This is a genomic window from Pseudomonas sp. BF-B-15, from assembly GCF_019946675.1.
Lineage (GTDB): Bacteria > Pseudomonadota > Gammaproteobacteria > Pseudomonadales > Pseudomonadaceae > Aquipseudomonas > Aquipseudomonas migulae.
Window position 1 is genome coordinate 1 of sequence record NZ_JAGYFZ010000005.1, and the last position, 25,642, is coordinate 25,642.

Below are 25,642 nucleotides of genomic sequence, written 5' to 3' on the forward strand. Positions count from 1 at the left end.
AATGCTCGCCATGCCCTCGCTCCGGTCCTGCTCCGTGGGCCCGCCGCCATCGGCCATCCCTGGCCGGGGGCGGCTAACCCGGCATCCATGCCGGGTTGCCCACTGCGCAGAACCTCCACTCGGCCTCCCGACGGGGCAGATCAAAATCAAAAGCCAAAGCAAAGCAAAGCAAAAACGAGGCGGCCTGCCAGCCGACCTGTCTCAATGAGCGTACGCATTCCCCTGTAGGAGCCGGCTTGCTGGCGATAGCGTCCGTCCGGCCAATACAAACGTCGACTGACCCACCGCTATCGTCGGAACGCCGCCCGCAGCAAGCCGGCTCCTACAGTTGATCGTATTTATCTAAACACATACGCATTTCCCTTGTAGGAGCCGGCTTGCCGGCGATGGACGTCAACGATAACGCGGGCTGTCTGAATAAACGCGTTGTCCGGACGTTTTTCGCCGGCAAGCCGGCTCCTACAGGGATCTGCGTGCGCTTTTGATTTCCACCACTCATCAGGCCGAGCGTTAGCTCGCCTTCAGCTTTTGATCTGAGCGCCCCCTCGAGAGGCCGAGTGGAGGTTCTGCGTAGTGGGCAACCCGGCATGGATGCCGGGTTAGCCGCCCCCGGCCAGGGATGGCCGATGGCGGCGGGCCCACGGAGCAGGACCGGAGCGAGGGCATGCCGAGCATTAGCGAGGCACCGAACGAAAGGGGCAAGAGCCCTTGGTTACTTGGGGCTCTTCCAAGTGACTCGCCGTAAGGGCGAAACCATTAGAGGCCGTTACCGCAGAAACGGATATGTACACCAGCAAGAGATTGGTCGGCTGTCAGGCCGCCATCGCTGGCAAGCCAGCTCCTACAGCGGGATCCGTTCAGCTACCGAACGCTGCGACCTGTTGACCGGCTGGTTCAACCGTTTATTGAACTCCAGCCAGGCCCCCAACAACGCCATCAACCCCGCCCCCACCAAGGCGGTGAATATCTGCATGGCAAACGCATCGTCGGTCATGGCATTGACCATGTCCGCCAACGGCGCCAACAACACGCCGAGGCAAAAGATTTCCAGCGAATAACGCCCCATGCGACAACTTTGCTGCGCCAGCCAGTTTTGCGTCCAGCCAGTATCGGGCAACAGCTTCGCCGTGACATACGCCAGCGCCAGAAAGTGCAGCAACCGCACCGGCGACAAGTCAGTCTTGCTGATCGGGTACAACAGGTTGCTCAGCCACGCAGGCATCAGCGCATCATGAATTTCCGGCCATCGCCAGGAGACGGTCAGCACGCCGGTAACCACCACATACACCACGGCACTGACAAACAACGGCCGGCGCAGCAACGGGCGCGCGTCAGGTAACCGGGGGCGCTGCCCGTAAGTCGCCGCCGCGCCGCCCAACACAAACAGCAGTTGCCAGACCACGGGGTTGAAGTACCACACGCCATCCTTGATGGCCGCCAGGTTCCAGCCGAACCACGGCGCCAACAGGTACACGGTCAACGACACGGCCACCACGGCCCATGGTTTGCGCACCAGCATCGGCAGCGCCAGCGGCAAGCCGGCCAGCAGCACGATGTACAGCGGGAGGGGGTCCATGAGGTTCGGCTTGAAGCGCAGCAGCAGTTCATCGACCAGGGCTTGCTGCGGGTTGGTGATGAAGTGGTGCATGCCCATTTCCTCCACCAGATCCCTCGTTTCCACATGGCTGTTGGCGAAGAACACGATGCCCATCAGCATCGCCAGCAAGAAAATATGCACCACGTAGAGCACCCAGGCGCGGCGCAGAATCTTCACGCAAGCAATCAGATAACCGTCCCGTCGGAAGATTTTCCCGTAGGCCAGGACCGCCGCGTAACCGGCGAGAAACACGAAAATTTCCGCGGCATCGCTGAAACCGAAGTTACGCGGGGTGATTTGACCGAGGGGGTTGTGAGGCACGTGATCCCAGAAGATGAAGATCAGCGCCAGGCCTCGAAAAAAGTCGATTCGGTGATCGCGTTCAAACGTCATGACAGCGGGCTCGTGAACGGGTGTTGAATAAGGAGTGGTCAGCGCTGCAAAAGGTGCGCGCCGCGCATCGGCGGCGCGCAGGGTGGCGCGATTCGACGACAATTGCAAAAAACACGCTATTACTGAATGTCTCAGATGTGACTGGCTGAAAGAATCCATCCGCTGGTCTGCCAGCTCGATGGCGTGCCCGAATAATGGTGCATGGCAGCTGTCGAATCTTTACCGAGCATGGTTCAGGAGCGTGAGACGTGAAGGTTTCGCTGATCGTTCCGGTCTTCAACGAAGAGCAAGCGATCAGCCTGTTTTATCAGGCGGTGCAGCGCGAGTTGAGGCTGGGCGGCGACGAGATCGAGATCGTATTCATCAACGATGGCAGCTCGGACCGGACGGCCGAGCAGGTCAAGGCCCTGGCGCAGGTCGACGAGCATGTGTTGTTGATCAACTTTTCGCGCAACTTCGGCAAGGAACCGGCGTTGTTCGCCGGCCTGGAATACGCTTCTGGCGATGCGGTGATCCCCATGGACGTCGACTTGCAGGACCCGATCAGCGTCATTCCACTGTTGATTGACGAGTGGCAAAAGGGCGCGGACGTGGTGCTCGCCAAACGCCGCAACCGAGCCACCGACGGTTACCTCAAGCGCCACAGCGCGGCGCTGTTCTACCACGTGTTGAACCGTATCGCGTACACCCGGATCGAAGAGAACGTCGGTGATTTCCGGTTGATGGATCGCAAGGTGGTCAACGTGATCCGCGCACTGCCCGAGCATCAATTGTTCATGAAAGGTGTGTTGTCGTGGGCCGGGTTCACCACCGCGGTGGTGGAGTACGAGCGCGCCGGGCGCGTGGCCGGCAGCAGCAAGTTCAATGGCTGGAAACTGTGGAACCTGGCACTCGAAGGGGTGACGTCGTTCAGCACTGTGCCGCTGCGTTTGTGGACGTACGTCGGCGGCGGCATTTCGATTTTCGCGGTGCTTTACGCGGTGTACATGGTGCTGGACAAGATTTTCTTCGGCAACAGCGTACCCGGTTACCCATCGTTGATGACCGCCATTCTGTTTCTTGGCGGTGTGCAGTTGATTGGCATCGGCATCCTCGGTGAGTACGTCGGCCGGATCTATATCGAGGCCAAGCACCGGCCGCGCTACGTGGTCAAAGACATCGTCGGCGGCAAAGACCGGCTCGGGCTTTAGCATGGGCCGATTCCGCGATGTGCTCGGCAAGGAACTCGGCGGCCGACAGGTCTGGCTGTTTTTTCTGCTCGCGACGTTGCTGTATGTGCTGCCGCTGATTATTGCGGACTACCCGTACATCGATGATAACTGGCGATCCCTGTCGGCGGGCATGGCCTGGGCGGAGCAGGGGCGCCTGTTTGCCCAGCTGTTCTACAACCTGCTCACCTTCGGCAGCGCGGCGCCGAACATCTTTCCATTGCCGCTATTGATCGCCACGCTGGCCATGGCCTCGGCACTGACCCGGTTGACGTTTCATTACTTTGCGCAACCGACGCTCGCCTGTTGCCTGGTGCCGTTGCCCCTCTGGTACAACCCGTTTTTTCTGCAAAACCTGTCTTATCAATATGACGGTCCCGCCATGGCCCTGAGCCTGGTGGCGGTGATCTACGCGATCACCTTTCGTCATCCTTCGCGCAGCCTGCAATGGCTGGTGCCTTCGTTCCTGATTGCGCTGGCGCTGGGGCTGTATCAGATCAGCCTCAATGTGTTTGTGGGATTGTGTTGCCTGGAACTGCTGCGCGGCGTAAATGACCGTTTGGCCTGGCCGCAGTTGTGCAGGCTGATCGGCTGGAAACTGGCGCAGGTCACCATGGGTTGGCTGATGTATTGCGTCAGCGCCGTGGCGTTCATGGCGCAGGATCGCGCGCTGCTGTTGAACTGGACCGCCGCGCCGCTGCTGCAACTGCAGATCAACATCGGCAGAGTGCTGGAAAAAGTCGTGTTGCTGTTTCATGGCGGATTGGTCTGGGTGTTCGCCGCGCTGTTGCTGTGTGCCATCGTCGGTGCTGTGCAATTGGGGCTTAAAGTGTGGAAGCGTCAGGACAGTGGGCCGAAGAAAGCGTTGATCGGCCTGTTGTGTCTGCTGACCTTGCCGGTCGTGACGCTGCTGGTGTCCGGCGTCGCGCTGTTTTTCCGCGACTTCAACGAGGGCGCTCGAACCCTGATGGGCTTCGCGGTTTTATTGATGCTGTTGTTCTACTTGAGCCATCTGGCGCTGGCGCAAATCCATGAACGACTGACGCTGTTGCTGGCGGTGCCACTGCTGGCGATGCTGTCGCTGTCGTTCGCTTACGGTCGGGTGCTGACGGTGCAGAAAGCCTTCAGCACTAGCGCACTGTTCAGCCTTGAGCACGACATTTCGACGCATCGGGAATTGCGTGAGGCCAAGCGGATTTACATGTCGGTGACGTATTCCGATCACTGGCTGTCGGGGGCCGCAGGTTCGTTCAAGCAAATGCCGGTGCTGCACTATCTGCTGAACATCGACTTTTTCATGCTGGCCGAGAATCTGCCGAAGCTCGGCATCACCAACGTGGTCGCGGAGAAGGAGCGCCGCAATGCGACACGGGTGGGTTATCTGGGGTATCCGCCGTTGCTGGAGCGCCCGTACTACCGGATTTATCTGCTGGGGGGCTACGGTTTTATCGTCATGAAAGAACCGGCCCCGATCAAGGCGCTTCGCTGGTGACGACGGGCCTCAGAACGCATCCATCAGCACGATAATGCAATCCCGGGCCTGGAAACGGTTGATCTGCGGCACCAACCGCCGAAAGTGCTCAGACTGGCAATGAGCATCCAACGCCGCCTGATTCGGCCATTGTTCGACGAAGATAAAGTGGCCGGGGTCTTTTTGATCGATGAACAGGTCGTAAGCGATGCAATCGGGCTCCAGTCGAGTCTTCTCGACCAGTTCGGTGTACCACGGGCGAACCGTTTCAATGTATTCGGGTTTGATGAAATCCTGAGCGATTACTTTCAGCAAAATGTTCTTCCTTGGTGTAAAGCCAGCCTCCCTACGAGACTGGCGTTCAAACAGTGTTTACGCCGCAGCCAACTCATTGGGCTCAAAACTGTCCGCTCGCGCCATCTGCCACATCCGCGAATAAAACTCGCCGTTCACTTCTCCTGTGAGCAACTCCCCCGGTTTCAAAAACACATGCAGTTGCGAGAACAGCTTGATCTCGGTTGCCGACATGCGCCGCACCAGGTGCTTGGCCGACAACTGCGACGGATGATCGAGGCCGGCGGCGGCGAGCATTTCCGCGAGAGCCTTGAGGGTGTTGCGGTGGAAGTTGAACACCCGCTGGGCCTTGTCCGGGACGACGAGGGCACGCTGGCGCAAGGTGTCCTGCGTGGCGACGCCGGTCGGGCATTTGTTGGTGTGGCACGACTGCGACTGGATGCAGCCGATGGCGAACATGAAGCCGCGCGCCGAGTTGGCCCAGTCGGCGCCGATGGCCAGCACGCTGGCGATGTCGAAGGCGCTGACAATCTTGCCGCTGGCGCCGAGTTTGATTTTGTCCCGCAGGTTCAGGCCCACCAGCGTGTTGTGCACGAACAGCAGACCTTCGCGCATCGGTACGCCGATGTGGTCGGTGAACTCCACAGGCGCTGCCCCCGTGCCGCCTTCCTTGCCATCGACGACGATGAAGTCCGGGAGGATGCCGGTTTCCAGCATGGCCTTGGCGATGCCCATGAATTCCCACGGATGGCCGAGGCAGAACTTGAAGCCCACCGGTTTGCCGCCGGACAGTTCACGCAATTGCTGGATGAAGTGCATCAGTTCGATCGGCGTGGAAAACGCACTGTGCCGCGATGGCGAGATGCAGTCTTCGCCCATCAGGATGCCTCGGGTTTCGGCGATTTCCTTGGTGACCTTGTGCTTCGGCAGAATTCCGCCGTGGCCGGGCTTGGCGCCCTGGCTCATCTTGATTTCGATCATCCGCACCTGCGGGGTTTGCGCTTGGGCGGCGAAGCGTTCCGGGTCGAAGCGACCGTCTGCGGTGCGGCATCCGAAGTAGCCGCTGCCGAGTTCCCAGGTCAGGTCGCCGCCGTTTTCCCGGTGATACGCGCTGATGCTGCCTTCACCCGTGTCGTGGGCGAAGTTGCCGAGCTTGGCGCCCTGGTTCAAGGCACGAATGGCGTTGGCGCTGAGGGAGCCGAAGCTCATGGCCGAGATGTTGAACACCGATGCCGAGTACGGCTGCGTGCACTGCGGGCCGCCGACGAGGGTTCGGAAACTGCCCGGATCGCTCAACGGTGCCGGGCGCATCGAGTGGCCGATGAATTCGAAACCGGATTGGTACACATCGATCAACGTGCCGAAGGGTTTGTCGGCGCTTTCGTTCTTGGCGCGGGAATAGACCAGCGAACGCTGGGCCCGGGAGAAGGGCAGGGCGTCGCTGTCGGATTCGAGCAGGTACTGGCGGATTTCCGGACGGATGCCTTCCACCAGATAGCGGATGTTGCCGAGGATCGGGTAGTTGCGGCGTACGGCGTGAGGGCTTTGCAGCAGATCAAACAGGCCCACGAGGCTCAGGACGCCGGTGACAGCGGTGATCGGCCAGAGCCAGTCGTGTTCCAGGAACGGCAGACTGGCGAGGGTGAAAATCACACAGACGGCAAAGAAGGCGTAGCGGCTCAGGAGTGACAGGCTCATACGGTTTCCTTGGGTTCGGACTCGGTTGTGTTCGGCACACCTATCCCTGTAGGAGCGAAGCTTGCTCGCGAAAGCGACATTTCAGCCAACATCAATGTTGAATGTGATGGCCTCTTCGCGAGCAAGCTTCGCTCCTACGGGACCGTGCTGTGTCAGGCATTCTGCGCCTGGAGGAAAATCGAAAACAGCTCGGACTGGGACTTGATCCCCAGCTTGCTGTACATGTGTTTCTTATGGACTTTCACGGTTTCGACAGAGATTTCCAGCTTACGGGCGATTTCTTTACTGGAGCAACCGCTGAGCATCAAACGCCCGACATCCAGCTCCCGGGCGGTCAGTTGCGCGCCTTTGAGTTGTTGCACCGAGGCTTCCAGCTGAACGCGCCAGTCACCTTGGACCGGTGCCGGCGCGAGAGCCACGACTTCGTTGATTTCGTAGGGCAGGCGCTGACGCAACAAACCCAGCACCCACGGCTGGATCAACGACAGCAACGCAATCTGCTGGCCGCTGAAGCGCTGTTTGCTGCCCAGAGACAGGCACAACGTGCGGTCGCCTTCGAGCTGACAATTGAACTGGATTTCATCGGCCACCACATTCAGACGAAAGTAGCGCTGGTAATACTCGGTCAGCTCAAAGTGCTCCGGCGCCACTTCCGACAGGCGATACAGCCCGGTGCGCGATTGCTCGCGGCAGGCGATGTAGAACGGGTCGAGCAAGTACAAACCGCGCAGGTAATCCTGGAACAACTGATCCGGGCTGCCGTCTTCACCGGGACATTCGGCGAACACTTGCGGGTGCTGATCGGCGCTGAAAAGCAGCGCCACCCAACTGTCGAAGGTGACGTATTGATCCAGTAACCGGACAAGCTGCGTCCAGAAATTCGGCTTGTCGAGGGCGTCGATCAGTTGCCCGACCGAACGGTGCCAGGCGATGTCGTCTAACGAAAGTGTCATGCATCTACCCCTATCGGGTTACCCCAGCCGCGTGATTCCCTGGCCGGTTGCTTGCTGCGCATACTGGCGCACAGACAACGACCGGGCAATCTTTCTGCCGCCCGGCCACTAGAACAAGGACTACCCATGAAGGTCGAACTCGCCCAACTGGCGGGCCGTGACAACGACACGGCTTACAACCTCGAACGCGCGCTGGCGGCGATTGCGGCCTGCGCCGCCGACACGCAGTTGATCATGTTTCCCGAAAGCCACTTGATGGGCTTCCCGTCGGCCGAGACCGTGGCAGCCGTTGCCGAACCGCTGAACGGTCCGACCGTCAGCGCAATCGTCGCTGCGGCCCGCGAGCGCAACATCGCCGTGGTGATCGGTACGGCGGAAAACGACAACGGTCGTTTTTTCAACACCACGCTGCTGATTACCCCGCAAGGCATCGCACTGAGATACCGCAAGACGCACCTGTGGGCGTCGGATCGCGGCGTGTACGAGCCGGGCGACCGCTACGCCACGTGCCTGTGGAACGGCGTGCGGGTCGGTCTGCTGATCTGCTACGACATCGAATTCCCGGAAACCGCCCGCGCCCTGGCGCAACTGGGCGCCGAATTGCTGATCGTCACCAACGGCAACATGGACCCGTACGGCCCGACGCACCGCACCGCGATCATGGCCCGCGCCCAGGAAAACCAGGCGTTTGCGCTGATGGTCAACCGGGTGGAAGAGGGCGATGGCGGGTTGTTGTTCGCCGGCGGCAGTGCGCTGGTGAATCCGCTGGGCACGCTGTTGTTCGAGGCTGGGCGGGAGGAGGGGCAGTTTGCGGTGGAGCTGGATTTCAGTCAGCTGGAAGCTGCGCGGCAGGATTACCGCTACCTGGATGATCAGCGGCTGAAGTTGCCGGGGGAGATGGTTGAGCATGCTGGTGGATTGCGGGAGCTGCTGATTCCCAAGAATTGATCCGGATTCTGTGTCGCTCGGGCTGACGCCATCGCCGGCAAGCCGGTCTCGCTCCCACAGGATCGCGGGCGCTCACAAATTGTGTAATCACTGAAGATCCCCGTGGGAGCGAGCCTGCTCGCGATGGGGCCCTCCTAGGCAACACACCTGTTTGACCCAAGAACAACAAACGCAACACCCGTAATTTGCGCCGAACTCGGCTCTGCCATAAATCCAATAAAATTCGGAGTAGTCGCTCATGGCTCGTTTGCAACGCACCCTGTCATTGGGGTCGGTGGTGCTGTTTGGCATCGCCTACATGACGCCGATCATTGTGCTCGGCACTTTCGGCATCCTCGCTCAATCCACCGCTGGCATGGTGCCGGCCGCGTACCTCGCGGCGCTGGTGGCGATGTTCTTTACCGCCATGAGTTACGGCCGGATGGCCTCGGCATTCCCTGTCGCAGGCTCGGCCTATAGCTACGTGCGCAAGGCGATCAGCCCGAAACTCGGTTTCATCGCCGGTTGGGCGGTGCTGCTCGATTACCTGTTCCTGCCGATGGCAATCTGGCTGATCGGCGCGGCTTACCTCAACTCCGCATTCCCGGCCGTGCCGCAATGGATCTGGGTGCTGGCGTTCATCGGCATCACCAGCGCAATCAATATCGTTGGCCTGAAACTGGCCAACGGCATCAACGCCTTGCTGATGCTGGTGCAGTTTCTGGTGCTGATCGCCTTCGTGGTGCTGTGCATCCACTACGTTGGCGGCGATGCGAGCACGCCGTTGTGGTCGGTGAAGCCGTTCTTCAACGGCGACATGCAGATGCCACTGATCATGAGCGGTGCCGCCATCGCCTGTTACTCGTTCCTCGGTTTCGACGCGGTCAGTACCCTGACCGAAGAAACCCGCGATCCGCGCCGCACCATCCCGCGGGCGATCATGTTGATTACCCTGATCGGCGGGCTGATCTTTGTCGGCGTGTCGTACTTCGTGCAGATCGCGCACCCGTCGTTCCAGTTCGACAGCGTCGATTCGGCGGCCTATGAAATTGCCCGCAACATCGGTGGCGACCTGTTCGTGTCGATCTTCCTGATTGGCTTGATCGTCGGTCAATTCGCCTCGGGGCTGTCGGCTCAGGCCAGCGGTTCGCGCCTGCTCTACGCCATGGGCCGCGACGGCGTGCTGCCGAAATCCTTCTTCGGTACGTTGCATGAGCGTTTCGGGACGCCGATCAACAGCATCCTGCTGTGCGCAGTGGTTGCGTTGCTGGCGCTGAAACTGGACGTCACCACCTCGACCTCGTTCATCAACTTCGGCGCGTTCCTGGCGTTCAGCCTGGTGAACCTGTCGGTGATTTTTCACTACTGGATTGGCGGCGAGAAAAAGGGGCTGCGTGAGTTGGTGCTGTTCCTGATCTTCCCGTTCATTGGCCTGGCGGCGGATTTGTGGCTGATGGTCAGCCTCGATCACCTGGCGATTTACCTGGGCCTGAGCTGGCTGGCGATTGGCGTGGTGTACCTGGCGGTGCTGACCGGCGGATTCCGTCGCCAGCCACCGGAGATGGATTTTCAGGAAGCCACATAACGCATACCGAACGCCTTTGTAGGAGCCGGCTTGCTGGCGATGCGTGCGACGCGGTGAATCAGGAACACCGCGTTGAATCGATCGCCAGCAAGCCGGCTCCTACAGAGGGGGCTGTGTTCAGGCAGTGGGTTTTGATTGATGGATCGGCAATTCGACGCGGAAAGTGCTGCCAACGCCGACTTCACTCACCACCGAAATATCCCCCCGGTGTTTCTTCACGATGCCATAGGACAGGGACAACCCAAGCCCGGTCCCCTGGCCCACCGGTTTGGTGGTGAAGAACGGGTCGAAGATTTTTTGCAGGCTGGCCGGCGGGATGCCGGTGCCGGTGTCGGCGACTTCGATCCACACCTTTTCACCGTCGATCCCCGTGCGCAGGGTGAGGGTGCCGCGTTCCGGGCCGATGGCCTGCGAGGCGTTGACGATGAGGTTCATGATCACCTGGTTGATCTGCGAGGGCAGGCATTCGATGTCGGGGAGGTGCTGATAGTCCTTCACCACATCGGCCTTGTACTTCAGTTCATTGGCCACGATGTTCAGCGTCGATTCGATGCCTTGCTGCAGATTCGCCCATTGCCATTCCTGGTTGGAGTCCACCCGCGAGAATTCCTTCAGGTCTTTGACGATCTGCCCGACGCGGCTGATGCCGTCCTTGGATTCCTTGATCAGCAACGGGATGTCGTCGCGCAGGAATTCCAGTTCGATTCGCTCACGCAGCTGTTTCAAGCGCTCGACCAGCTCGCTGGAACCGATCGCCTCTTCCGCATCCCGATAAGCGTCGAGCATTTCCTGCAGCTGTTTGAAATAGCCATCGAGGGTGCCGAGGTTGGAGGAAATGAAGCCGATGGGGTTGTTGATTTCATGGGCGACGCCGGCCGCCAGTTGCCCCAGTGACGCGAGTTTTTCCGACTGCACCAATTGCGATTCAAGCTGTTTGCGTTCGTCGATTTCCCGTTGCAATGCCTCACTGGCCTGTTTGAACTGTGTCGTTCTCTGGTCCACCAGATGCTCCAGGTGGCTCATCTGCACAAAGGCCCGTTCGGTCATGTCCCATTTGGTCAGCAGGGTGTTGGCCATCTGCTGGACTTCAATGTTGTCGAACGGCTTTTTCAGAATCAGCAGACGGTCGTGCGCCTGCAAACGGTCCAGCAGTTCATCCCAGGAATAGTCGGAGTAGGCGGTACACACCACCACTTGCAGGCGCGGGTCTTCCTGCCACAGATGCTCGATGGTTTGTGCGCCGTCCCAGCCTTCGGGCATGCGCATGTCGACGAAGGCCAGCGCGTAGGGCTGGTCTTGCTGCAAGGCTTTTTGGAGTTTGCCCAGACCCTCTTGGCCGCCATACGCCGAATCCAGCTCGAACAGCGCGCGGGTGGATTTCACTTCACTGCCGAACAGCGCGGCCTCCATCTCGTCCAGCTCGACGGTCTGCACGGGCGTCGGCGTGAGGATCTTGCGGAAATCCACGTGAATGGACGGCGTGTCATCGATCAGCAAAATGCGGCGGTTCGACAGTTCGCTCATGCCTCCTCCATGACGGTTTTCAGCGGGATCTGCAGGGTGAACAGCGCGCCCTTGCCCGGCCCGTCGCTGTGGGCGGTGAGGTGGCCGTTCATCTCGATGGCCGCCAATGCGCAACTGTGCAGACCAAAGCCGTGACCTTCCTTGCGGGTGGTAAAGCCGTGGGCAAAGATGCGCGTCATGTTTTCCGGGGCGATGCCTTCGCCGTCATCCTTGACGCTGACTTGCAGCGTGGCGTCGTCGACCACTTTGACCCCGAGGGTCATCTGTCGCGGGCGGTTGCTGAGGTCGGACATCGCGTACTTGGCGTTGCTGATCAGGTTGATCAGGATCAGCAGCAACCGGTGCTTGTCGCCCATGACCTGCGGCACCTCGCCGTACTCCTTGACCACCGTGACGTGATGCCGGGTCAGCGCGCCGGAGTTCATGCGCAGGGCATCCTCCAGCAATTCGCTGATGTGCAGCGGCTCCACCAGGCTGTTGGCGCCCGCGTAGGATTGCTGGGTGGCGACGATGTCCTTGATGTGGTCGACACTTTTGCTCAGTTGGGCCAGTTCGTCGCTCATGCCTTGCTGTTCGAGGGCGATGGCCTCGACCAGTTGGTTGAGGTAGCCGGGCAGCAACTTGCCTTTCTCGTCCTGGGTCAGGAAGGTGCCGAGGTCGCCGGGGTGTTCGTTGATCAATTGCATGGCTTTGCCCAGCCCCTGGGCCTTGCTGGCGCGCAGTTTGCGCGAGACCAGGTCGGCCGAGATGTTGACGCTGTTGAGCACATTGCCGACGTTGTGCAGCACGTTGGTGGCGATCTCGGCCATGCCGGCCTGGCGCGCGGTGTCGAGCAGCTCGCTCTGGGTATCCTTGAGTTCACGGGTGCGTTCTTCTACCCGCAATTCCAGTTCGTCATTGGCGTTTTTCAGGGCTCTGTTGACGCGATTGATAATGCTGAAACTGCGCATCAAGTGAATGGCCAGGTACACCAGCAACAGGACCAGCAACACCGAGAACACCAGCATGTAAAAGTGATAACGCTGCTCGACCACATCGGCCTGTTGCTGGTCCTTGTTCAACAGGCTGGTGATGTCGTCCAGACGCTCGGCGACGGGAATCGCTTCGATATTTCCCAGCAAGCGGTTGACCACCGGTTGTTCGCGCAGAATCAGTGAAATGTGGGTGCTCAGAATATCGATCGGGCTGTGAAACTGCTCGGGCAGGCGCAGCTTGTTCACCCCTAGCTTGTTCAGCCCGACCAGAATGTCAGCGGCCTTGTCGTCGGAAGTGACCTGGGCGAACTCCAGGCTGCTGAGCAGCAAATCGTAAGTGTCGGTGGCGATGTTCTGCAGTTGCAGTTTGTCGCCATCCACCAACCGGGCCAGTGGCTCCTGAATGTCGTCCTCGGCGGTGGGCAGGAACGCCAGTGAGTTGCGCAGCAGCGCGTTGTGGGACTTGAACTGCTCCACCAGCCGGGTCTTTTCCTCGATGGCGGCCAGGTACGCATCATGGCTGGCGCGCCAGATCGGCGAGTCGTTGCGGCCGTGGTTCGACTCCATGGTGTCGAACCGTTCCCACAGCTTCGTCATCTCGGTCAGCGGCGCGACCAACGGATCGTAGTTGTGGTTGGTGGCGATCCTGGCCTTGAGAATCTCGGTTTCCCATTGCGCGTTGAGCTGTTTGATCCGGCCGATCAGGTCCCGGGATTCGGCGTAGGCCGACGTCTCGTTCGAATTCGACTTGAGGTACAGGAACAGCAGCGTCGAGGCCAGTAACAAAGCGACGACGCCCAGCAGTGCGAGGCTGCGACGGCGGGACATTTTCATAAGGGTTTGCCTCCCCACTCACCGGTCAGGGTCTTGAGGAATTTGATGATCAGGGTTTTGTCCTCGGCAGAAGGAATGCGACCGAGCTGGAACTTGAACATCACGTCCACCGCTTCTTCCAGCGTGTTGGCCGAGCCGTCGTGAAAATACGGTGCGGTCACCGCGACATTGCGCAGGCTCGGTACCTTGAACACGTTGCGGTCCTCTTCATCCTTGGTCACCAGATAGCGACCCAGGTCGGAGTCGGTCGGGTTGCCGCGAACCTTGAAGTAATCGCCCATGACGCCGAACTTCTGGAACATGTTGCCGCCGATGTTCACGCCTTGATGGCAGGCGATGCAGCCATAATCCTTGAAGCGTTGGTAGCCGTACTTTTCCTCGGTCGTGAGGATGTCGGTGTTACCCAGCAGATACTGATCAAACCGCGAGTTGCTGCTAAGCAGCGTTCGTTCGTAAGTGGCCAGGGCGTTTTGCACATTGTTCATGGTCACGCCGTCCGGGTAGGCGTTGGTAAATGCGCTGCGGTAACCCGTGTCTGCGGACAGCACTTCCACTACGTGCTCCCAGTTGCTGCCCATTTCGCTGGGGCTTTTCACCACTTCATGGACCTGGGATTCCAGGGTGTCGGCGCGCCCGTTCCAGAACTGCCGGAAATTCAGGGTGGCGTTGAACACGCTGGGGGTGTTGATCGTCACTGGCTGACCGGCGAAGCCGATGGAAAACGCCTGGGTATCGGCCCCACCGTTTTCCAGTCGATGGCAACTGGCACAGGACAGCGTGTTGTTGACCGACAACCGCGTTTCATTGAACAACTGGCGACCGAGTTCGACGCGCAGAGGATTCTGTGCAGGCGCCGTTGGCAGTGGCTTGAGGGGTTCGTCCAGCGGCGCGGCGACGGTGCTCAGACAGAACCCGAGCAGCGGCACCAGGAGCAGGTAGTGAATGGACGGCGACATCTGATAATTCCTTGGCTGATAGCCCGTGTGTCGTTGCGCATCGTTCACGTGGCGGTAAATGGAGCAGGTTTCACCGACTCAAGGTATCGGGCGAAGGCGTCCGGTTCGACGGCTTTGCTGAAGTAGTAACCCTGGCCTTCTTCACATCGATGGGCCTTGAGGAAATCCAGCTGTTCGAGGGTTTCCACCCCTTCGGCGATGATAGTCAGCTTGAGGCTGCGGCCCAGGCTGATGATGGCGCTGACCAGTGCAGCGTCGTTGCTGTCGGTGCTTAAACCGCGAATGAACGACTGGTCGATTTTCAGCACGTCGATGGGAAAGCGCCGCAAGTAGCTGAGGCTGGAGTAGCCGGTGCCGAAGTCATCGATGGCCAGCCGGATACCCATGACTTTGAGTCGGGTCAGGGCGGTGACGGTGGTGTCGATGTTTTGCATCAACACGCCTTCGGTGATTTCCAGTTCCAGCAACGCCGGTTCCAGGCCCGTTTGTTCGAGGGTCAGTCCGATGCCGTCGACAAAGTCGCGCTGGCGGAAATCGATGGCCGACATATTCACCGACATGCATATTTTTGGCAGCCCTTCGGCTTGCCAGGCGCAGGCTTGTCGACAGGCCTCGGCCAGCACCCATTTGCTCAGCGGCACGATCAGACCGCTGTCTTCGGCCACACCGATGAACTCCGAAGGGTAGATCAACCCGTGCCCCGGTTTCTGCCAGCGGATCAACGCCTCGGCACCAACCACCTGACCACTGCTCAGGTCCAGTTTGGGTTGGTAGTGCAGGACAAACTCGTTGCGCTCCAGCGCCAGGCGAATACCGGTTTCGATACTTTGCTGATCCCTGGCGCGCTGGTTCATTTCATCGATGAAAAAGCTGAAATCATTCGGGCCGATTTCCTTGATGTTGCGCATCGCGGTCTCGGCTTTTTTGATCAGCTCGATCGCTTCGAGGCCGTCATCGGGATAAATGCTGATGCCCAGGCTCGCGGTCACGCTCAAGTCGTGGCCAGCGATATGCAGGGGGATGCGAATGGCGTTCAAGAGTTTTTCGGCGATGCCCCTGGTCTGTTGAGGGTGGCGAATGTCGGCGAGGATGACCACGAACTCGTCGGAGCCATAGCGAAACACCGAATCCGACTCGCGCACGGTGGCCACCAGATTGCGGCTGACCTGTTTCAACATCTCGTCACCGGCCGGATGGCCGAGCGCATTGTTGATGCGCTTGAAGCGGTCGAGCCCCAGAAACATCACTGCCAGTTGTTTGTCATTGCGTCGTGAAAGGGCCAGCGACTGGTTCAACCGGTCACCCAGCAACGTGCTGTTGGGCAACTCGGTCAACACGTCGTACTGCAGCAGGTGCGACACCTTGAGCAGCTCGTGAACCCGCGCCTCGATGGTTTGCTCCAGGCTCAGCACTTTCATCGCCGCGTCCTGCGCCATCTGCCATTTCCAGGTCAGGGCACTGGCCATCTGGCGGATTTCCAGGCTGTCGAAGGGCTTTTTCAGCACCAGCATCTGGTCGCCGAACTCCAGCCGTTCGGTCATGGCTTCCCAGGTGTAATCCGAAAAAGCGGTGCACAGCGCGATTTCCAGGTGCGGGTCGGCTTGCCACATTTGCTTGATGGTTTCCAGGCCGTCCCAGCCCGGCGGCATGCGCATGTCGGTGAACACCAGCGCATAGGGGCGACCTTCAGCCAATGCGTGTTTGACCAGTTCGAGGGCTTCCTGGCCCTGGTACGCCGAGTCGAGCTGAAACGTCAGGCGATCCGTGTGCGGCGTGCCGAACAGTGCGGCTTCTGTGCCAGCGAGGGTCTGTTCATCGTCGGTTTCGGGGCCGAGGATCTTGCGGAAGTCATCATGAATCGAAGGCGTGTCGTCGACGATCAGGATGCGCCGGTTGGTCCGCACGCAAGGCACTTTCATCCTTTGTCCTCCGTGGACCGGTGCGGGTTGTCCCGGATCGGCACGATGCTTCCGGCTTTCAGCAGCTCGGCGGCCTGCTGGCTGCTGACCGCTTTGCTGAAGAAGTAACCCTGGGCGTTCATCGGCGACCCGGTGGCCATCAATGAACTGCGCTGTTCCTGGGTTTCGACACCTTCGGCGATGATTCCGATCCCTACCTCCCGGGCGAAATTGATAATGGCGCGCAAGGTGTTGGCACTGGCCGGGTCGCGGGCGGCGGTATCGATGAAAGGTTGAGCGAGCTTCAGGTGATTGACCTGATAGGTCTTGAGGTAATCGAACGACGAATACTCGGTGCCGAAGTCGTCGATGGCAATCTTCACCCCCAGCTCCCGCAGGCGCGGCAGCACATCGTTGTGGGTCCATTTGGTCTGGGCCAGCGTCGCCTCGGTGACGTCGAAGCGCAGGTCCCAGGCGCAGAGCTCCCAGCGCGCGGTGGTGCGCAGCACGTCATAAATCAGTTCCGGGCCGCTCTTGAGCTGGGCCAGGGACAGCTTGATCGCAATCACCGGTGGCGCGACACCTTCATCCCGCCACTGGCGCATTTGCCGGCAGGCGCGATCGAGTACCCAGTGACCGAGGGCGATGATGGTGCCGGTCTTTTCGGCGGCAGGCAGGAACGCGGAGGCTTCCAGCAAGCCGCGCCCGGGGTGATTCCAGGTGACCTGCGCTTCCATCCCGAGGATCTTGCCGCTGCTCAGGTCCACTTCCGGCCAGTAACGCAGTTCGAGTTCATCGTGCTCGATGGCCTCTCTCAATTCGCTGGCGATGGTCATGCGCTCGACCATCTCCTGATTGATCTCTTCGGAGTGGAAGTGGTACTGGTTTCGGCCCTTTTCCTTGGAGCGATAGAGCGCCATGTCGGCCTGGGTCAGCAGGCCGTCGGCGCTGGTGCAGGCCGGGCTGTAGCTGCTGATGCCGATGCTGACCGACACCCGGACATCGTTGCCGGCCAGGGAGTAGGGGAGCACCAGCGCGTCGCGGACCTTGGTGGCCAGGGACGCGGAGTGGGTCGGGTCGCTGACGTCCAGTTGCAGGATCGCGAACTCGTCGCCGCCAAGGCGGGCGACGATATCGTTCTCTCGTACGCATGCCTTGATCCGCCGGGCGACTTCTTGCAGCAACAGATCGCCCACCGGGTGCCCGAGGGTATCGTTGATGCGTTTGAAGTGATCCAGGTCCAGATAAAAGATGGCAAACGGGGTCGCGCCACGACGCGCAGCGGCGAAGGCCTGGTGCAGCCGTTCGATCAGCGTCGCGCGGTTGACCAGCCCGGTCAGCCCGTCGGTGCGCGCCAGCAGGAAGATTTTCTCCTCGGCCAGCTTGCGCTCGGTGATGTCGATGATGATGCCTTCGACTTCCAGCAGGCGGCCTTCATCGTCGCGCACCGGGATGTAGCGGTTTTCCACCCAGCGCCAGGCCCCTTCGCCAGTGCGCATCCGAAACTCGATGGACGCTCCGGCGGCATGGCGGTCCAGCACCCGCGCCATCGCCGTGTCGACCTTCGCTTGATCGTCAGGATGAATCAGCTCCCGGGCCCAGTTGGCCGAGGCCACCAGTTTCGCCGCGACATGCCCGTATTTGGTGATGTTGTGCGAGATGTACATCAGTGGAAACGACGGTTCGCCCCGCAGCCGATAGAGAATGGTCGGGCTGTTCTGCACGATGATGTTGGCATCGGACAGTTCCCGGGTACGCTCCTCGACCGCTTGTTCGAGCAGCGACATCTTCAGCGCCGCGTCTTCGGTCATTTGCCACTTGGCGGTCAGCGCGCTGGCCATCTGGCGGATTTCGATGGCATCGAACGGTTTCTTCAGAATCAGCAGGCGGTCGCCGAGTTCCAGGCGCTCGTCGATGTCTTCCCAGGAATAGTCGGAGTAGGCCGTGCAAAGCGCCACTTGCAGCTTCGGATCGACCTGCCACAGCCGTTCGATGGTTTCCAGGCCGTCCCAGCCCGGCGGCATGCGCATGTCGATGAAGGCCATTGCATAAGGCAGGTCGTTGGCCAGGGCCGTCTCGACCTTGTCCAGTGCTTCAAGGCCCTGAAACGCCGAATCTAGGATGAAGCTCTGCAACGTGATGGCCGCCGTGGTGCCGAACAAGGCATTTTCAGCGCTGGTCAGGCTGTCGTCGTCAAACGAAGGCGGGCTGAGGATCTTGATGAAGTCCTCGTGGATTGAAGCGGTGTCGTCGACGATAAGAATCCGACGATTGGTCCGCGACAACAGCGTATTCATCGCCATATGCCGGGACCGACAGCGTTTTGATACACCGTGTTCATAAGGGGCATCCTTTCCCTGACCACTTGGCCGAGCGTACAGATAATGGATCCGAGTGACGTGAGCATAGTCGCCCGGATCAGACTTCGCGCAACCGACTGAAACGAATCATTGCAGTGGTGGGTCGAAAATCATCTAGCCTGTAGGTCAGGATCCGGCAATAGGGGATGTTTGCCCGGTTCCCGACATATCGCTGTAACCGTTTTCGCCCGAGGTAATGCCATGGAAGAGCAACTCCCCACGAGGTCCACCTATAAACCCAAAGTGCTGCTGGTCGACGATGAGGAGTCCATCCTCAATAGCCTGCGTCGACTGTTGCGCGGCCAGCCCTACGACGTGTTGCTGGCCACCAGCGGCGCCCAGGCCCTGGAAATCATGGCGCAGCAGCCCATCGACCTGGTGATGAGTGACGCGCGCATGCCCAACATGGACGGCGCCACGCTGCTGGCCCTCATCCATCAGCATTACCCCGATACCGTGCGCATCATGCTGACCGGTTATGCCGATCCGTCAGCCATTATCAAAGCCATCAATGACGGGCAAATTCACCGTTACATCAGCAAACCCTGGCACGATGAGGAAATGCTGCTGGTCCTGCGACAATCACTCGCGTATCAGCATTCCGAGCGTGAACGGTTGCGTCTGGTCCAGGAAACGTGGGATCAGAATCAGGAATTGAAGCTGCTCAACATCACCCTGGACAAACGCGTCGCCTCCCGCACCGCTGAGTTGCAGCAGACCGCCGACATGCTCGACCTGGCCTACGAAGAGCTCAAGCACAGCTATGTCACCGGCACAGAAATGTTCTCGCTGCTGGCCAACCTGCGCATGCCGCCGGCCAAGCAGACCAACCGCCAGATCATCGAGCTGGTGCGGGTGTACTGCAAACTTCATGACCTGGACGAAGGCACCAGCCGCGACCTGACCATGGCGGCGGCGCTCTACAACATCGGCAAGCTGAGCTGGACCGACAACATGATGACCGCCCCCGCGGACCTGTTGCATCACAATGATCGCGAGCGTTATCGCAATTATCCGAAGCAGAGCGAATCCCTGTTGATGACGCTCGATCCGATGAAGGACGCTGCCCGTCTGATTCTTCACCATCAGGAGCGTTGGGACGGCAGCGGTTTTCCCGACCGGCTCAAGGGCGAGGCGATACCGGTCGGTTCCCGGCTGTTGAAACTGGCAGTGGATTTCATCGAGTTGCAGCGCGGGTTGATCCTGGAACGGCAGATGAACAGCGATGAGGCGCTGGTGTATATCCGCAGCTATGCCGGAAAACTCTATGACCCCGAGATGGTGGAGGATTTCATCAAGGTGTGTGCCGCGTACCTGAGCGATGTGTCCCTGGCCGATCCGATGGTCAAGGTCATGACCACCCGGGAATTGGCAGCGGGGATGGTCCTGGCGCGCAACCTCAACGCCGACAACGGCATGCTGTTGCTCAACGCCGGCAAGGTGCTGAACGGACCGCTGGTGGAAAAGCTGATCGCCTTCGAGGCCATGGAGGGCGCGAAATACAGCATTTTCGTGAAGGTGCCGGAAGAAGTGAACAGCGCGATTCTCGAGATGGAACAGGTTCCCCAGGCTCAGCACTGATCCTCTGTAGGAGCGAGCCTGCTCGCGATGAACCTGAGAACGCTGCGGGCTGCCGGGCCTACCGCGTTATCGTTGACGATCATCGCGAGCAAGCTCGCTCCTACAAGGGGCGGGTATGCTCTGCCAGAGGTTTTTTCGGCGTGACGATGTCCCGCCACTCATGTGATGCTTGCACCTTTCAGCCAAGGCCACGCCTCACTCATGACGCTTGCATCCGCCACTTCCCCCCGTATCATCCACATCGCCGCCGCCCTGTTGATCGGCCTCGACGGTCGCACGCTGCTGGTGCGCAAACGTGGCACTGAAGCTTTCATGCAACCGGGCGGCAAGATCGAGGCCCATGAACAACCGGTTCACGCCCTGGTGCGTGAACTGGAAGAAGAGTTGGGATTGGCCATCGATCCGGCGCACGCTACTTATCTGGGGCAGTTCTCGGCACCGGCCGCCAACGAGCCAGGTTTTGTCGTACAGGCCGAACTCTTTCTGCTGACCATCGATTCAGACGTATCGCCTGCGGCGGAAATCGAAGAGGTGCGCTGGATCGACCCCGCCACCGACGGCGATGTGACGCTGGCGCCATTGACACGCGACCTGATCCTGCCGTTTTATCGAGCCTCGCTGAGCGCAATCGCCTGATCATTCACGCCAAGGAACCGCCATGATCCCGCTTCAAGACTTGCTGATCTTCGCCGCTGCCGCGTTGCTGATGGTACTGACGCCGGGACCGAACATGATCTACCTGATCTCTCGTTCGATCTGCCAGGGGCGCAAGGCCGGAGTCACTTCGTTGCTCGGTGTGGTGGCGGGCTTTTTTGTGCACCTGTTCGCTGCGGCAGCGGGATTGACTGCGGTGTTCCTCGCGGTGCCGATGGCTTATGAAGTGTTGAAGTGGGCCGGCGCGCTGTACTTGGTGTGGCTGGCCTGGCAGGCGGTCAAACCGGGCGCGCGTTCGCCGTTCGAGGCACAGCAGTTGCCGCCGGATTCCTCGCGCAAACTGATCACCATGGGCTTTTTGACCAGCGCCCTGAACCCGAAAATCGCGGTGTTTTACCTCTCGGTGTTTCCGCAATTCATCACCCCTGAGCACGGTTCGGTGTTCAACCAAAGCATCATCCTCGGCCTGACCCAGATCAGCGTCAGTTTCAGCGTCAACCTGCTGATCGCGGTGTTCGCCGCCGGCATCGCGTCGTGGTTCGTCAACAACCCGACCTGGCTGGCGGTGCAGCGTTACTTCATGGGGTTTGTCTTGGCGGCGTTGGCCGTGCGGCTGATGCTTGAGCAACGACGGACGGCGTGAACATGTGGATTGAACGGCTTGATGCCAGCCATGCCCTGGACTACCGGGCGTTGATGCTCGAAGCCTACGACCTGCATCCCCAGGCGTTTACCTCCACCGTGCGCGAACGCGCCACGATGCCGCTGAGCTGGTGGGAGTCGCGCCTGATCAGCAAGCTCGATGTGGTGTTCGGGGCGTTTGAGGAAGGGAAGTTGGCGGGCATCGTCGGCCTTGCCTTCGATCCTCGGGAAAAGGCCCGGCACAAGGCGACGCTGTTTGGCATGTACGTGTCCAGTCAGGTCCGCCAGCGCGGGCTCGGGTATCAACTGGTGCAGGCGGCGTTGACCGAAGCGCAAACCCACCCGGGGTTGAGGCTGATTCAACTGACCGTTACCGCCGGCAATGACGCGGCGTTCAATCTGTACCAGCGTTGCGGCTTCATCCAGTTCGGCCTCGAACCACTGGCGGTGCGGGTGGGCGAGGACTACTTCGACAAGATTCATATGTGGCGCGAGATCTAAAGATCACAGAATCACCCTGTAGGAGCGAGGCTTGCCCGCGAAAGGAACGACGCGGTTATTTGGACAGACCGCGTTATCGTTCTTCGCGGGCAAGCCTCGCTCCTACAAGGTCCGTGTTGTGTTATCGGACGGCGCTGACACCATCGAGTGTCGAGAACGACGTATCTTTTGCCGTCAGCAGGAAGTCGCGCATATACGGCGCATCCAGCATGTCCGCACGAACCGCCGCGTACAACGTCGCAAACAATCCCTTCTCGCCCAGCCGCTTGGCCTTCACGTAGCCCCGTGAACTGTATTCATGCAACGCCCAGTGCGGCATGCCACAGACGCCACGACCGCTGGCGACCAACTGCATCATCATCACCGTCAGTTCCGAGGTACGGACCTGGGCCGGTTCGATGTCGGCCGGCTCCAGGAAGCGGGTGAAGATGTCCAGCCGGTCACGTTCCACCGGGTAAGTGATCAGGGTTTCCGTGAGCAAATCCTCCGGAACGATGTACGCCTTGTTCGCCAAACGGTGCTGATTGGCAACCGCGAGCATGGCTTCATAAGTGAACAACGGCACATACGTGATCCCGGCCAGTTCCAGCGGATCGGAGGTCACCACCAGGTCCAGATCTCCACGGGCCAACGCCGGCAGCGGCGCGAAAGAGAAGCCCGAGGCCAGGTCCAGCTCGACTTCCGGCCAGGCATCGCGGAACTGGTCGATGGTCGGCATCAGCCACTGAAAGCAACTGTGGCACTCGATCGCCATGTGCAGGCGCCCGGCGGTGCCACCGGCCAGCCGCGCGATATCTCGCTCGGCGCCGCGCAGCAGCGGCAGGGTGGCGTCGGCCAGTTGCAGCAGGCGCAAACCGGCACTGGTGAAGCGCACCGGTTTGGTCTTGCGCACGAACAGCGGCATGCCCATGCGCTCTTCCAGCTCCTTGAACTGGTGGGACAGCGCCGACTGCGTCAGGTGCAGGCGGTCGGCGGCATCGACCAGGCTATCGGCTTCGCGCAAGGCGTGCAGGGTCTTCAAGTGACGGATTTCAAGCACCGGAGGGCTCCATGAGGAAAACTTGTGATCAACACGAAAAGGTTGAGTTTGTCTCATGTTGGGTTGGCTGTCGACAATAGCGCCATCTTTTACAAGGAGAAACTCACCATGGCTCTGGCCCACACACTTGGTTTTCCACGCATCGGCGCTGACCGCGAACTGAAAAAAGCCCTCGAATCCTACTGGAAGGGCGATCTCGATCAGGAAGCGCTGAAGAGCGTCGGTCGCCAACTGCGCGCCACCCACTGGCAACTACAGAAAGACGCCGGCATCGACCTGCTGCCGGTCGGCGACTTCGCCTGGTACGACCAGGTCCTGACGCATTCCCTGACCTTCGGTGTAATCCCGGAGCGTTTCGACAGCGCCAAGAATGCCAGGGGCCTGCCGACGCTCGACACGTTGTTCGCCATGGCCCGTGGCGCCACCACCACTTGCTGCGGTGGCGAACACAGCAAAGCGCAATATGCCCAGGAACTGACCAAGTGGTTCGACACCAACTACCACTATCTGGTCCCGGAATTCAGCGCTGACCAGCAGTTCAAGCTGAGCTGGGAACAGCTGTTCGACGAAGTCGACGAAGCCAAGGCCCTCGGCCACAACGTCAAACCGGTGATCATCGGCCCGCTGACTTACCTGTGGCTGGGCAAGGCCAAAGGCAACGACTTCGACAAGCTCGACCTGCTGGAACGCCTGCTGCCGATCTACGGTGAAATCCTCGGTCGCCTCGCCGCACAAGGTGTGGAGTGGGTGCAGATCGACGAACCGATCCTGACCCTCGACCTGCCGCAAGAATGGAAAAACGCCTTCGAACGCGCCTACCACATCCTCCAGTATTCGCCGCTGAAAAAGCTGGTGGCGACCTACTTCAGCGGCCTGCAAGACAACCTCGGCCTGGCCGTCGGCTTGCCCGTACAAGGCTTGCACATCGATGCGGTGCGCGCGCCCGACCAACTGCTGCACGTGCTCGATCGTCTGCCGACCTACAAGATTCTCTCGGTGGGCCTGGTCAATGGCCGCAACGTCTGGCGCTGCGAACTGGAACCGGTGCTCGCACAACTGCAATTGGCCCAGGAACGTTTCGGCGACAACCTGTGGGTCAGCAGTTCCTGCTCGCTGCTGCACAGCCCGGTAGACCTGGAGCGCGAAGACAAACTCGATCCGGAACTGAAAAGCTGGCTGGCGTTTGCGGTGCAGAAGTGTGGCGAAATCGCCGTGCTGCGCGACGCGCTCAACGATCCGCAATCGCCCAAAGTGCAAACCGCGCTGGCGCAAAGCCGGGCGATTCAGGCCAGCCGTGCCGAGTCGCCGCGTATTCATAAAACCGAAGTGCAGGCGCGCATCAATGCCATCAGTGCAGCGGATAGCCAACGCCAATCGCCGTTCGCCAAACGTATCGAACAACAACGTGCGCGCTTGAAACTGCCGGCGTTCCCGACCACCACCATCGGCTCGTTCCCGCAGACCGGTTCGATCCGTCTGGCGCGGCAGGCCTACAAGCAAGGCAAGCTGTCAGCCAACGACTACACCGACGCCATGCACCATGAAATCCGCCATGCCGTGCAGGTCCAGGAACGTCTGGGACTGGATGTGCTGGTACACGGTGAAGCCGAACGCAACGACATGGTCGAGTACTTCGCCGAGCAGTTGGACGGCTACCTGTTCACCCGTTTCGGCTGGGTCCAGAGCTATGGCTCGCGATGCGTCAAACCGGCAGTCATCTATGGCGACCTGAGCCGTCCGAAAGCCATGACGGTCGACTGGATCAGCTACGCGCAGAGCCAGACCGACAAGGTCATGAAAGGCATGCTCACCGGTCCCGTGACCATGCTGATGTGGTCGTTCCCGCGTGAAGACGTTTCGCGCAAAGTCCAGGCGCAGCAGTTGGCGTTGGCCCTGCGTGACGAAGTGGTCGACCTGGAAAGCGCCGGCATCAAGATCGTGCAGATCGACGAAGCTGCGTTCCGCGAAGGCTTGCCACTGCGTCGGGCGCAATGGCAGGAATACCTCGATTGGGCGGTGGAAGCGTTCCGCTTGAGCGCCTCCGGCGTGCGCGATGAAACCCAGATCCATACGCACATGTGCTACAGCGAATTCAATGACGTGATCAAGGCGATTGCCGACATGGATGCCGATGTGATCACCATCGAAACCTCGCGTTCGGACATGGAATTGCTGGAAGCCTTCGAAGCGTTCGACTACCCGAATGACATCGGTCCGGGCGTCTACGACATTCACTCGCCACGGGTGCCGGACACGGCCGAGATGGTCAAGTTGATGAGCAAGGCCGTGAAGCGCATTCCGGCAGAGCGGTTGTGGGTGAACCCGGATTGCGGTTTGAAGACCCGGGCGTGGCCGGAGACTGAAGCAGCATTGGTGAACATGGTGGCGGCGGCGCGGCAGTTGCGCAGTCAGTTGGCCTGACACCGTCCTTGTAGGAGCCGGCTTGCCGGCGATGGCCGCACCGCGATGATTAGTACTCACCGCGTTATCGTTCATCGCCGGCAAGCCGGCTCCTACAGATCGTTGCCTGCGCGACGAATACGACCGTTCAGC

General features: G+C 60.1%; 19 protein-coding genes. 9 read left to right on the forward strand and 10 right to left on the reverse strand.

Features of this window, described 5'->3' with window-relative positions; all coding sequences use genetic code 11:
• Nucleotides 1-841 precede the first annotated feature (841 nt).
• Nucleotides 842-1,990, reverse strand: coding sequence for an OpgC family protein (locus KGA97_RS02730; RefSeq protein WP_223451239.1), 1,149 nt, complete (start codon nt 1,988-1,990; stop codon nt 842-844).
• Nucleotides 1,991-2,238: 248 nt separating this feature from the next.
• On the opposite strand from KGA97_RS02730, the gene KGA97_RS02735 reads away from it, so the two are divergent.
• Together KGA97_RS02735 and KGA97_RS02740 are read left to right on the forward strand one after the other, a co-directional pair.
• Nucleotides 2,239-3,180 carry a glycosyltransferase family 2 protein gene (locus tag KGA97_RS02735; protein ID WP_223480173.1) on the forward strand — a complete coding sequence of 314 codons (942 nt, stop codon included), beginning with the start codon at nt 2,239-2,241 and terminating at the stop codon, nt 3,178-3,180.
• 1 nt (nt 3,181) lies between these two features.
• Nucleotides 3,182-4,690: a glucosyltransferase domain-containing protein gene (locus tag KGA97_RS02740; RefSeq protein WP_223480174.1), complete on the forward strand. Its 1,509-nt coding sequence runs from the start codon at nt 3,182-3,184 to the stop codon at nt 4,688-4,690.
• A gap of 9 nt (nt 4,691-4,699) precedes the next feature.
• Here the strand turns inward: KGA97_RS02740 and KGA97_RS02745 are convergent, their stop codons facing one another.
• The 3 genes from KGA97_RS02745 to KGA97_RS02755 form a co-directional block, all read right to left on the reverse strand.
• Nucleotides 4,700-4,984 carry a putative quinol monooxygenase gene (locus KGA97_RS02745; RefSeq protein WP_192228554.1) on the reverse strand — a complete coding sequence of 95 codons (285 nt, stop codon included), beginning with the start codon at nt 4,982-4,984 and terminating at the stop codon, nt 4,700-4,702.
• A 57-nt stretch (nt 4,985-5,041) separates the two neighbouring features.
• Nucleotides 5,042-6,661, reverse strand: a complete 1,620-nt coding sequence (locus KGA97_RS02750) for an FMN-binding glutamate synthase family protein (RefSeq protein WP_223480175.1) — start codon at nt 6,659-6,661, stop codon at nt 5,042-5,044.
• Nucleotides 6,662-6,813: 152 nt separating this feature from the next.
• Nucleotides 6,814-7,614 (reverse strand): helix-turn-helix transcriptional regulator, encoded by an 801-nt coding sequence (locus KGA97_RS02755; protein WP_008032237.1) that lies wholly within the window; start codon nt 7,612-7,614, stop codon nt 6,814-6,816.
• A gap of 126 nt (nt 7,615-7,740) precedes the next feature.
• Here KGA97_RS02755 and KGA97_RS02760 point away from each other — a divergent pair, with 126 nt between their 5' ends.
• On the forward strand, nt 7,741-8,562 hold the full coding sequence (locus KGA97_RS02760) for a carbon-nitrogen hydrolase family protein (protein ID WP_223480176.1): 822 nt from the start codon (nt 7,741-7,743) through the stop codon (nt 8,560-8,562).
• A gap of 238 nt (nt 8,563-8,800) precedes the next feature.
• Nucleotides 8,801-10,126 carry an APC family permease gene (locus KGA97_RS02765; RefSeq protein WP_207286681.1) on the forward strand — a complete coding sequence of 442 codons (1,326 nt, stop codon included), beginning with the start codon at nt 8,801-8,803 and terminating at the stop codon, nt 10,124-10,126.
• A 117-nt stretch (nt 10,127-10,243) separates the two neighbouring features.
• On the opposite strand, the gene KGA97_RS02770 is transcribed toward KGA97_RS02765, so the two are convergent.
• From KGA97_RS02770 to KGA97_RS02790, 5 genes are read right to left on the reverse strand one after another with little or no spacing between them, the layout of a single operon-like run.
• Nucleotides 10,244-11,650 carry an ATP-binding protein gene (locus KGA97_RS02770; protein WP_223480177.1) on the reverse strand — a complete coding sequence of 469 codons (1,407 nt, stop codon included), beginning with the start codon at nt 11,648-11,650 and terminating at the stop codon, nt 10,244-10,246.
• On the reverse strand, nt 11,647-13,458 hold the full coding sequence (locus KGA97_RS02775; protein WP_223451251.1) for a DAHL domain-containing protein: 1,812 nt from the start codon (nt 13,456-13,458) through the stop codon (nt 11,647-11,649). The genes KGA97_RS02770 and KGA97_RS02775 overlap by 4 nt, the downstream gene beginning before the upstream one ends.
• Nucleotides 13,455-14,414, reverse strand: a complete 960-nt coding sequence (locus tag KGA97_RS02780) for a cytochrome-c peroxidase (RefSeq protein WP_207286683.1) — start codon at nt 14,412-14,414, stop codon at nt 13,455-13,457. The genes KGA97_RS02775 and KGA97_RS02780 overlap by 4 nt, the downstream gene beginning before the upstream one ends.
• 44 nt (nt 14,415-14,458) lie before the next feature.
• Complete coding sequence (locus KGA97_RS02785; protein WP_008043572.1) at nt 14,459-16,333, reverse strand: putative bifunctional diguanylate cyclase/phosphodiesterase; 1,875 nt, start codon at nt 16,331-16,333, stop codon at nt 14,459-14,461.
• A complete protein-coding gene (locus KGA97_RS02790) occupies nt 16,330-18,615 on the reverse strand; it encodes a putative bifunctional diguanylate cyclase/phosphodiesterase (RefSeq protein ID WP_008043573.1) in 2,286 nt (761 codons plus the stop codon). Before KGA97_RS02790 ends, KGA97_RS02785 begins: the two co-directional genes overlap by 4 nt.
• A gap of 258 nt (nt 18,616-18,873) precedes the next feature.
• Here KGA97_RS02790 and KGA97_RS02795 point away from each other — a divergent pair, with 258 nt between their 5' ends.
• The 4 genes from KGA97_RS02795 (at nt 18,874) to KGA97_RS02810 (ending at nt 22,050) form a co-directional block, all read left to right on the forward strand.
• Entirely contained in the window at nt 18,874-20,253 is a 1,380-nt protein-coding gene (locus tag KGA97_RS02795; RefSeq protein ID WP_192228562.1) for an HD domain-containing phosphohydrolase, read from the forward strand.
• Nucleotides 20,254-20,454: 201 nt separating this feature from the next.
• On the forward strand, nt 20,455-20,889 hold the full coding sequence (locus tag KGA97_RS02800) for an NUDIX hydrolase (RefSeq protein WP_223480178.1): 435 nt from the start codon (nt 20,455-20,457) through the stop codon (nt 20,887-20,889).
• 22 nt (nt 20,890-20,911) lie between these two features.
• Nucleotides 20,912-21,550, forward strand: a complete 639-nt coding sequence (locus tag KGA97_RS02805) for a LysE family translocator (protein WP_008032220.1) — start codon at nt 20,912-20,914, stop codon at nt 21,548-21,550.
• A gap of 2 nt (nt 21,551-21,552) precedes the next feature.
• The gene (locus KGA97_RS02810; RefSeq protein WP_223480215.1) at nt 21,553-22,050 is read left to right on the forward strand and encodes a GNAT family N-acetyltransferase; all 498 of its coding nucleotides are present in this window, start codon (nt 21,553-21,555) and stop codon (nt 22,048-22,050) included.
• 121 nt (nt 22,051-22,171) lie between these two features.
• Here the strand turns inward: KGA97_RS02810 and metR are convergent, their stop codons facing one another.
• Nucleotides 22,172-23,089: a transcriptional regulator MetR gene (gene metR, locus KGA97_RS02815; RefSeq protein ID WP_008032216.1), complete on the reverse strand. Its 918-nt coding sequence runs from the start codon at nt 23,087-23,089 to the stop codon at nt 22,172-22,174.
• 108 nt (nt 23,090-23,197) lie between these two features.
• On the opposite strand from metR, the gene metE reads away from it, so the two are divergent.
• Nucleotides 23,198-25,510, forward strand: coding sequence for a 5-methyltetrahydropteroyltriglutamate--homocysteine S-methyltransferase (gene metE, locus KGA97_RS02820; RefSeq protein WP_223480179.1), 2,313 nt, complete (start codon nt 23,198-23,200; stop codon nt 25,508-25,510).
• Nucleotides 25,511-25,642: the final 132 nt, after the last annotated feature.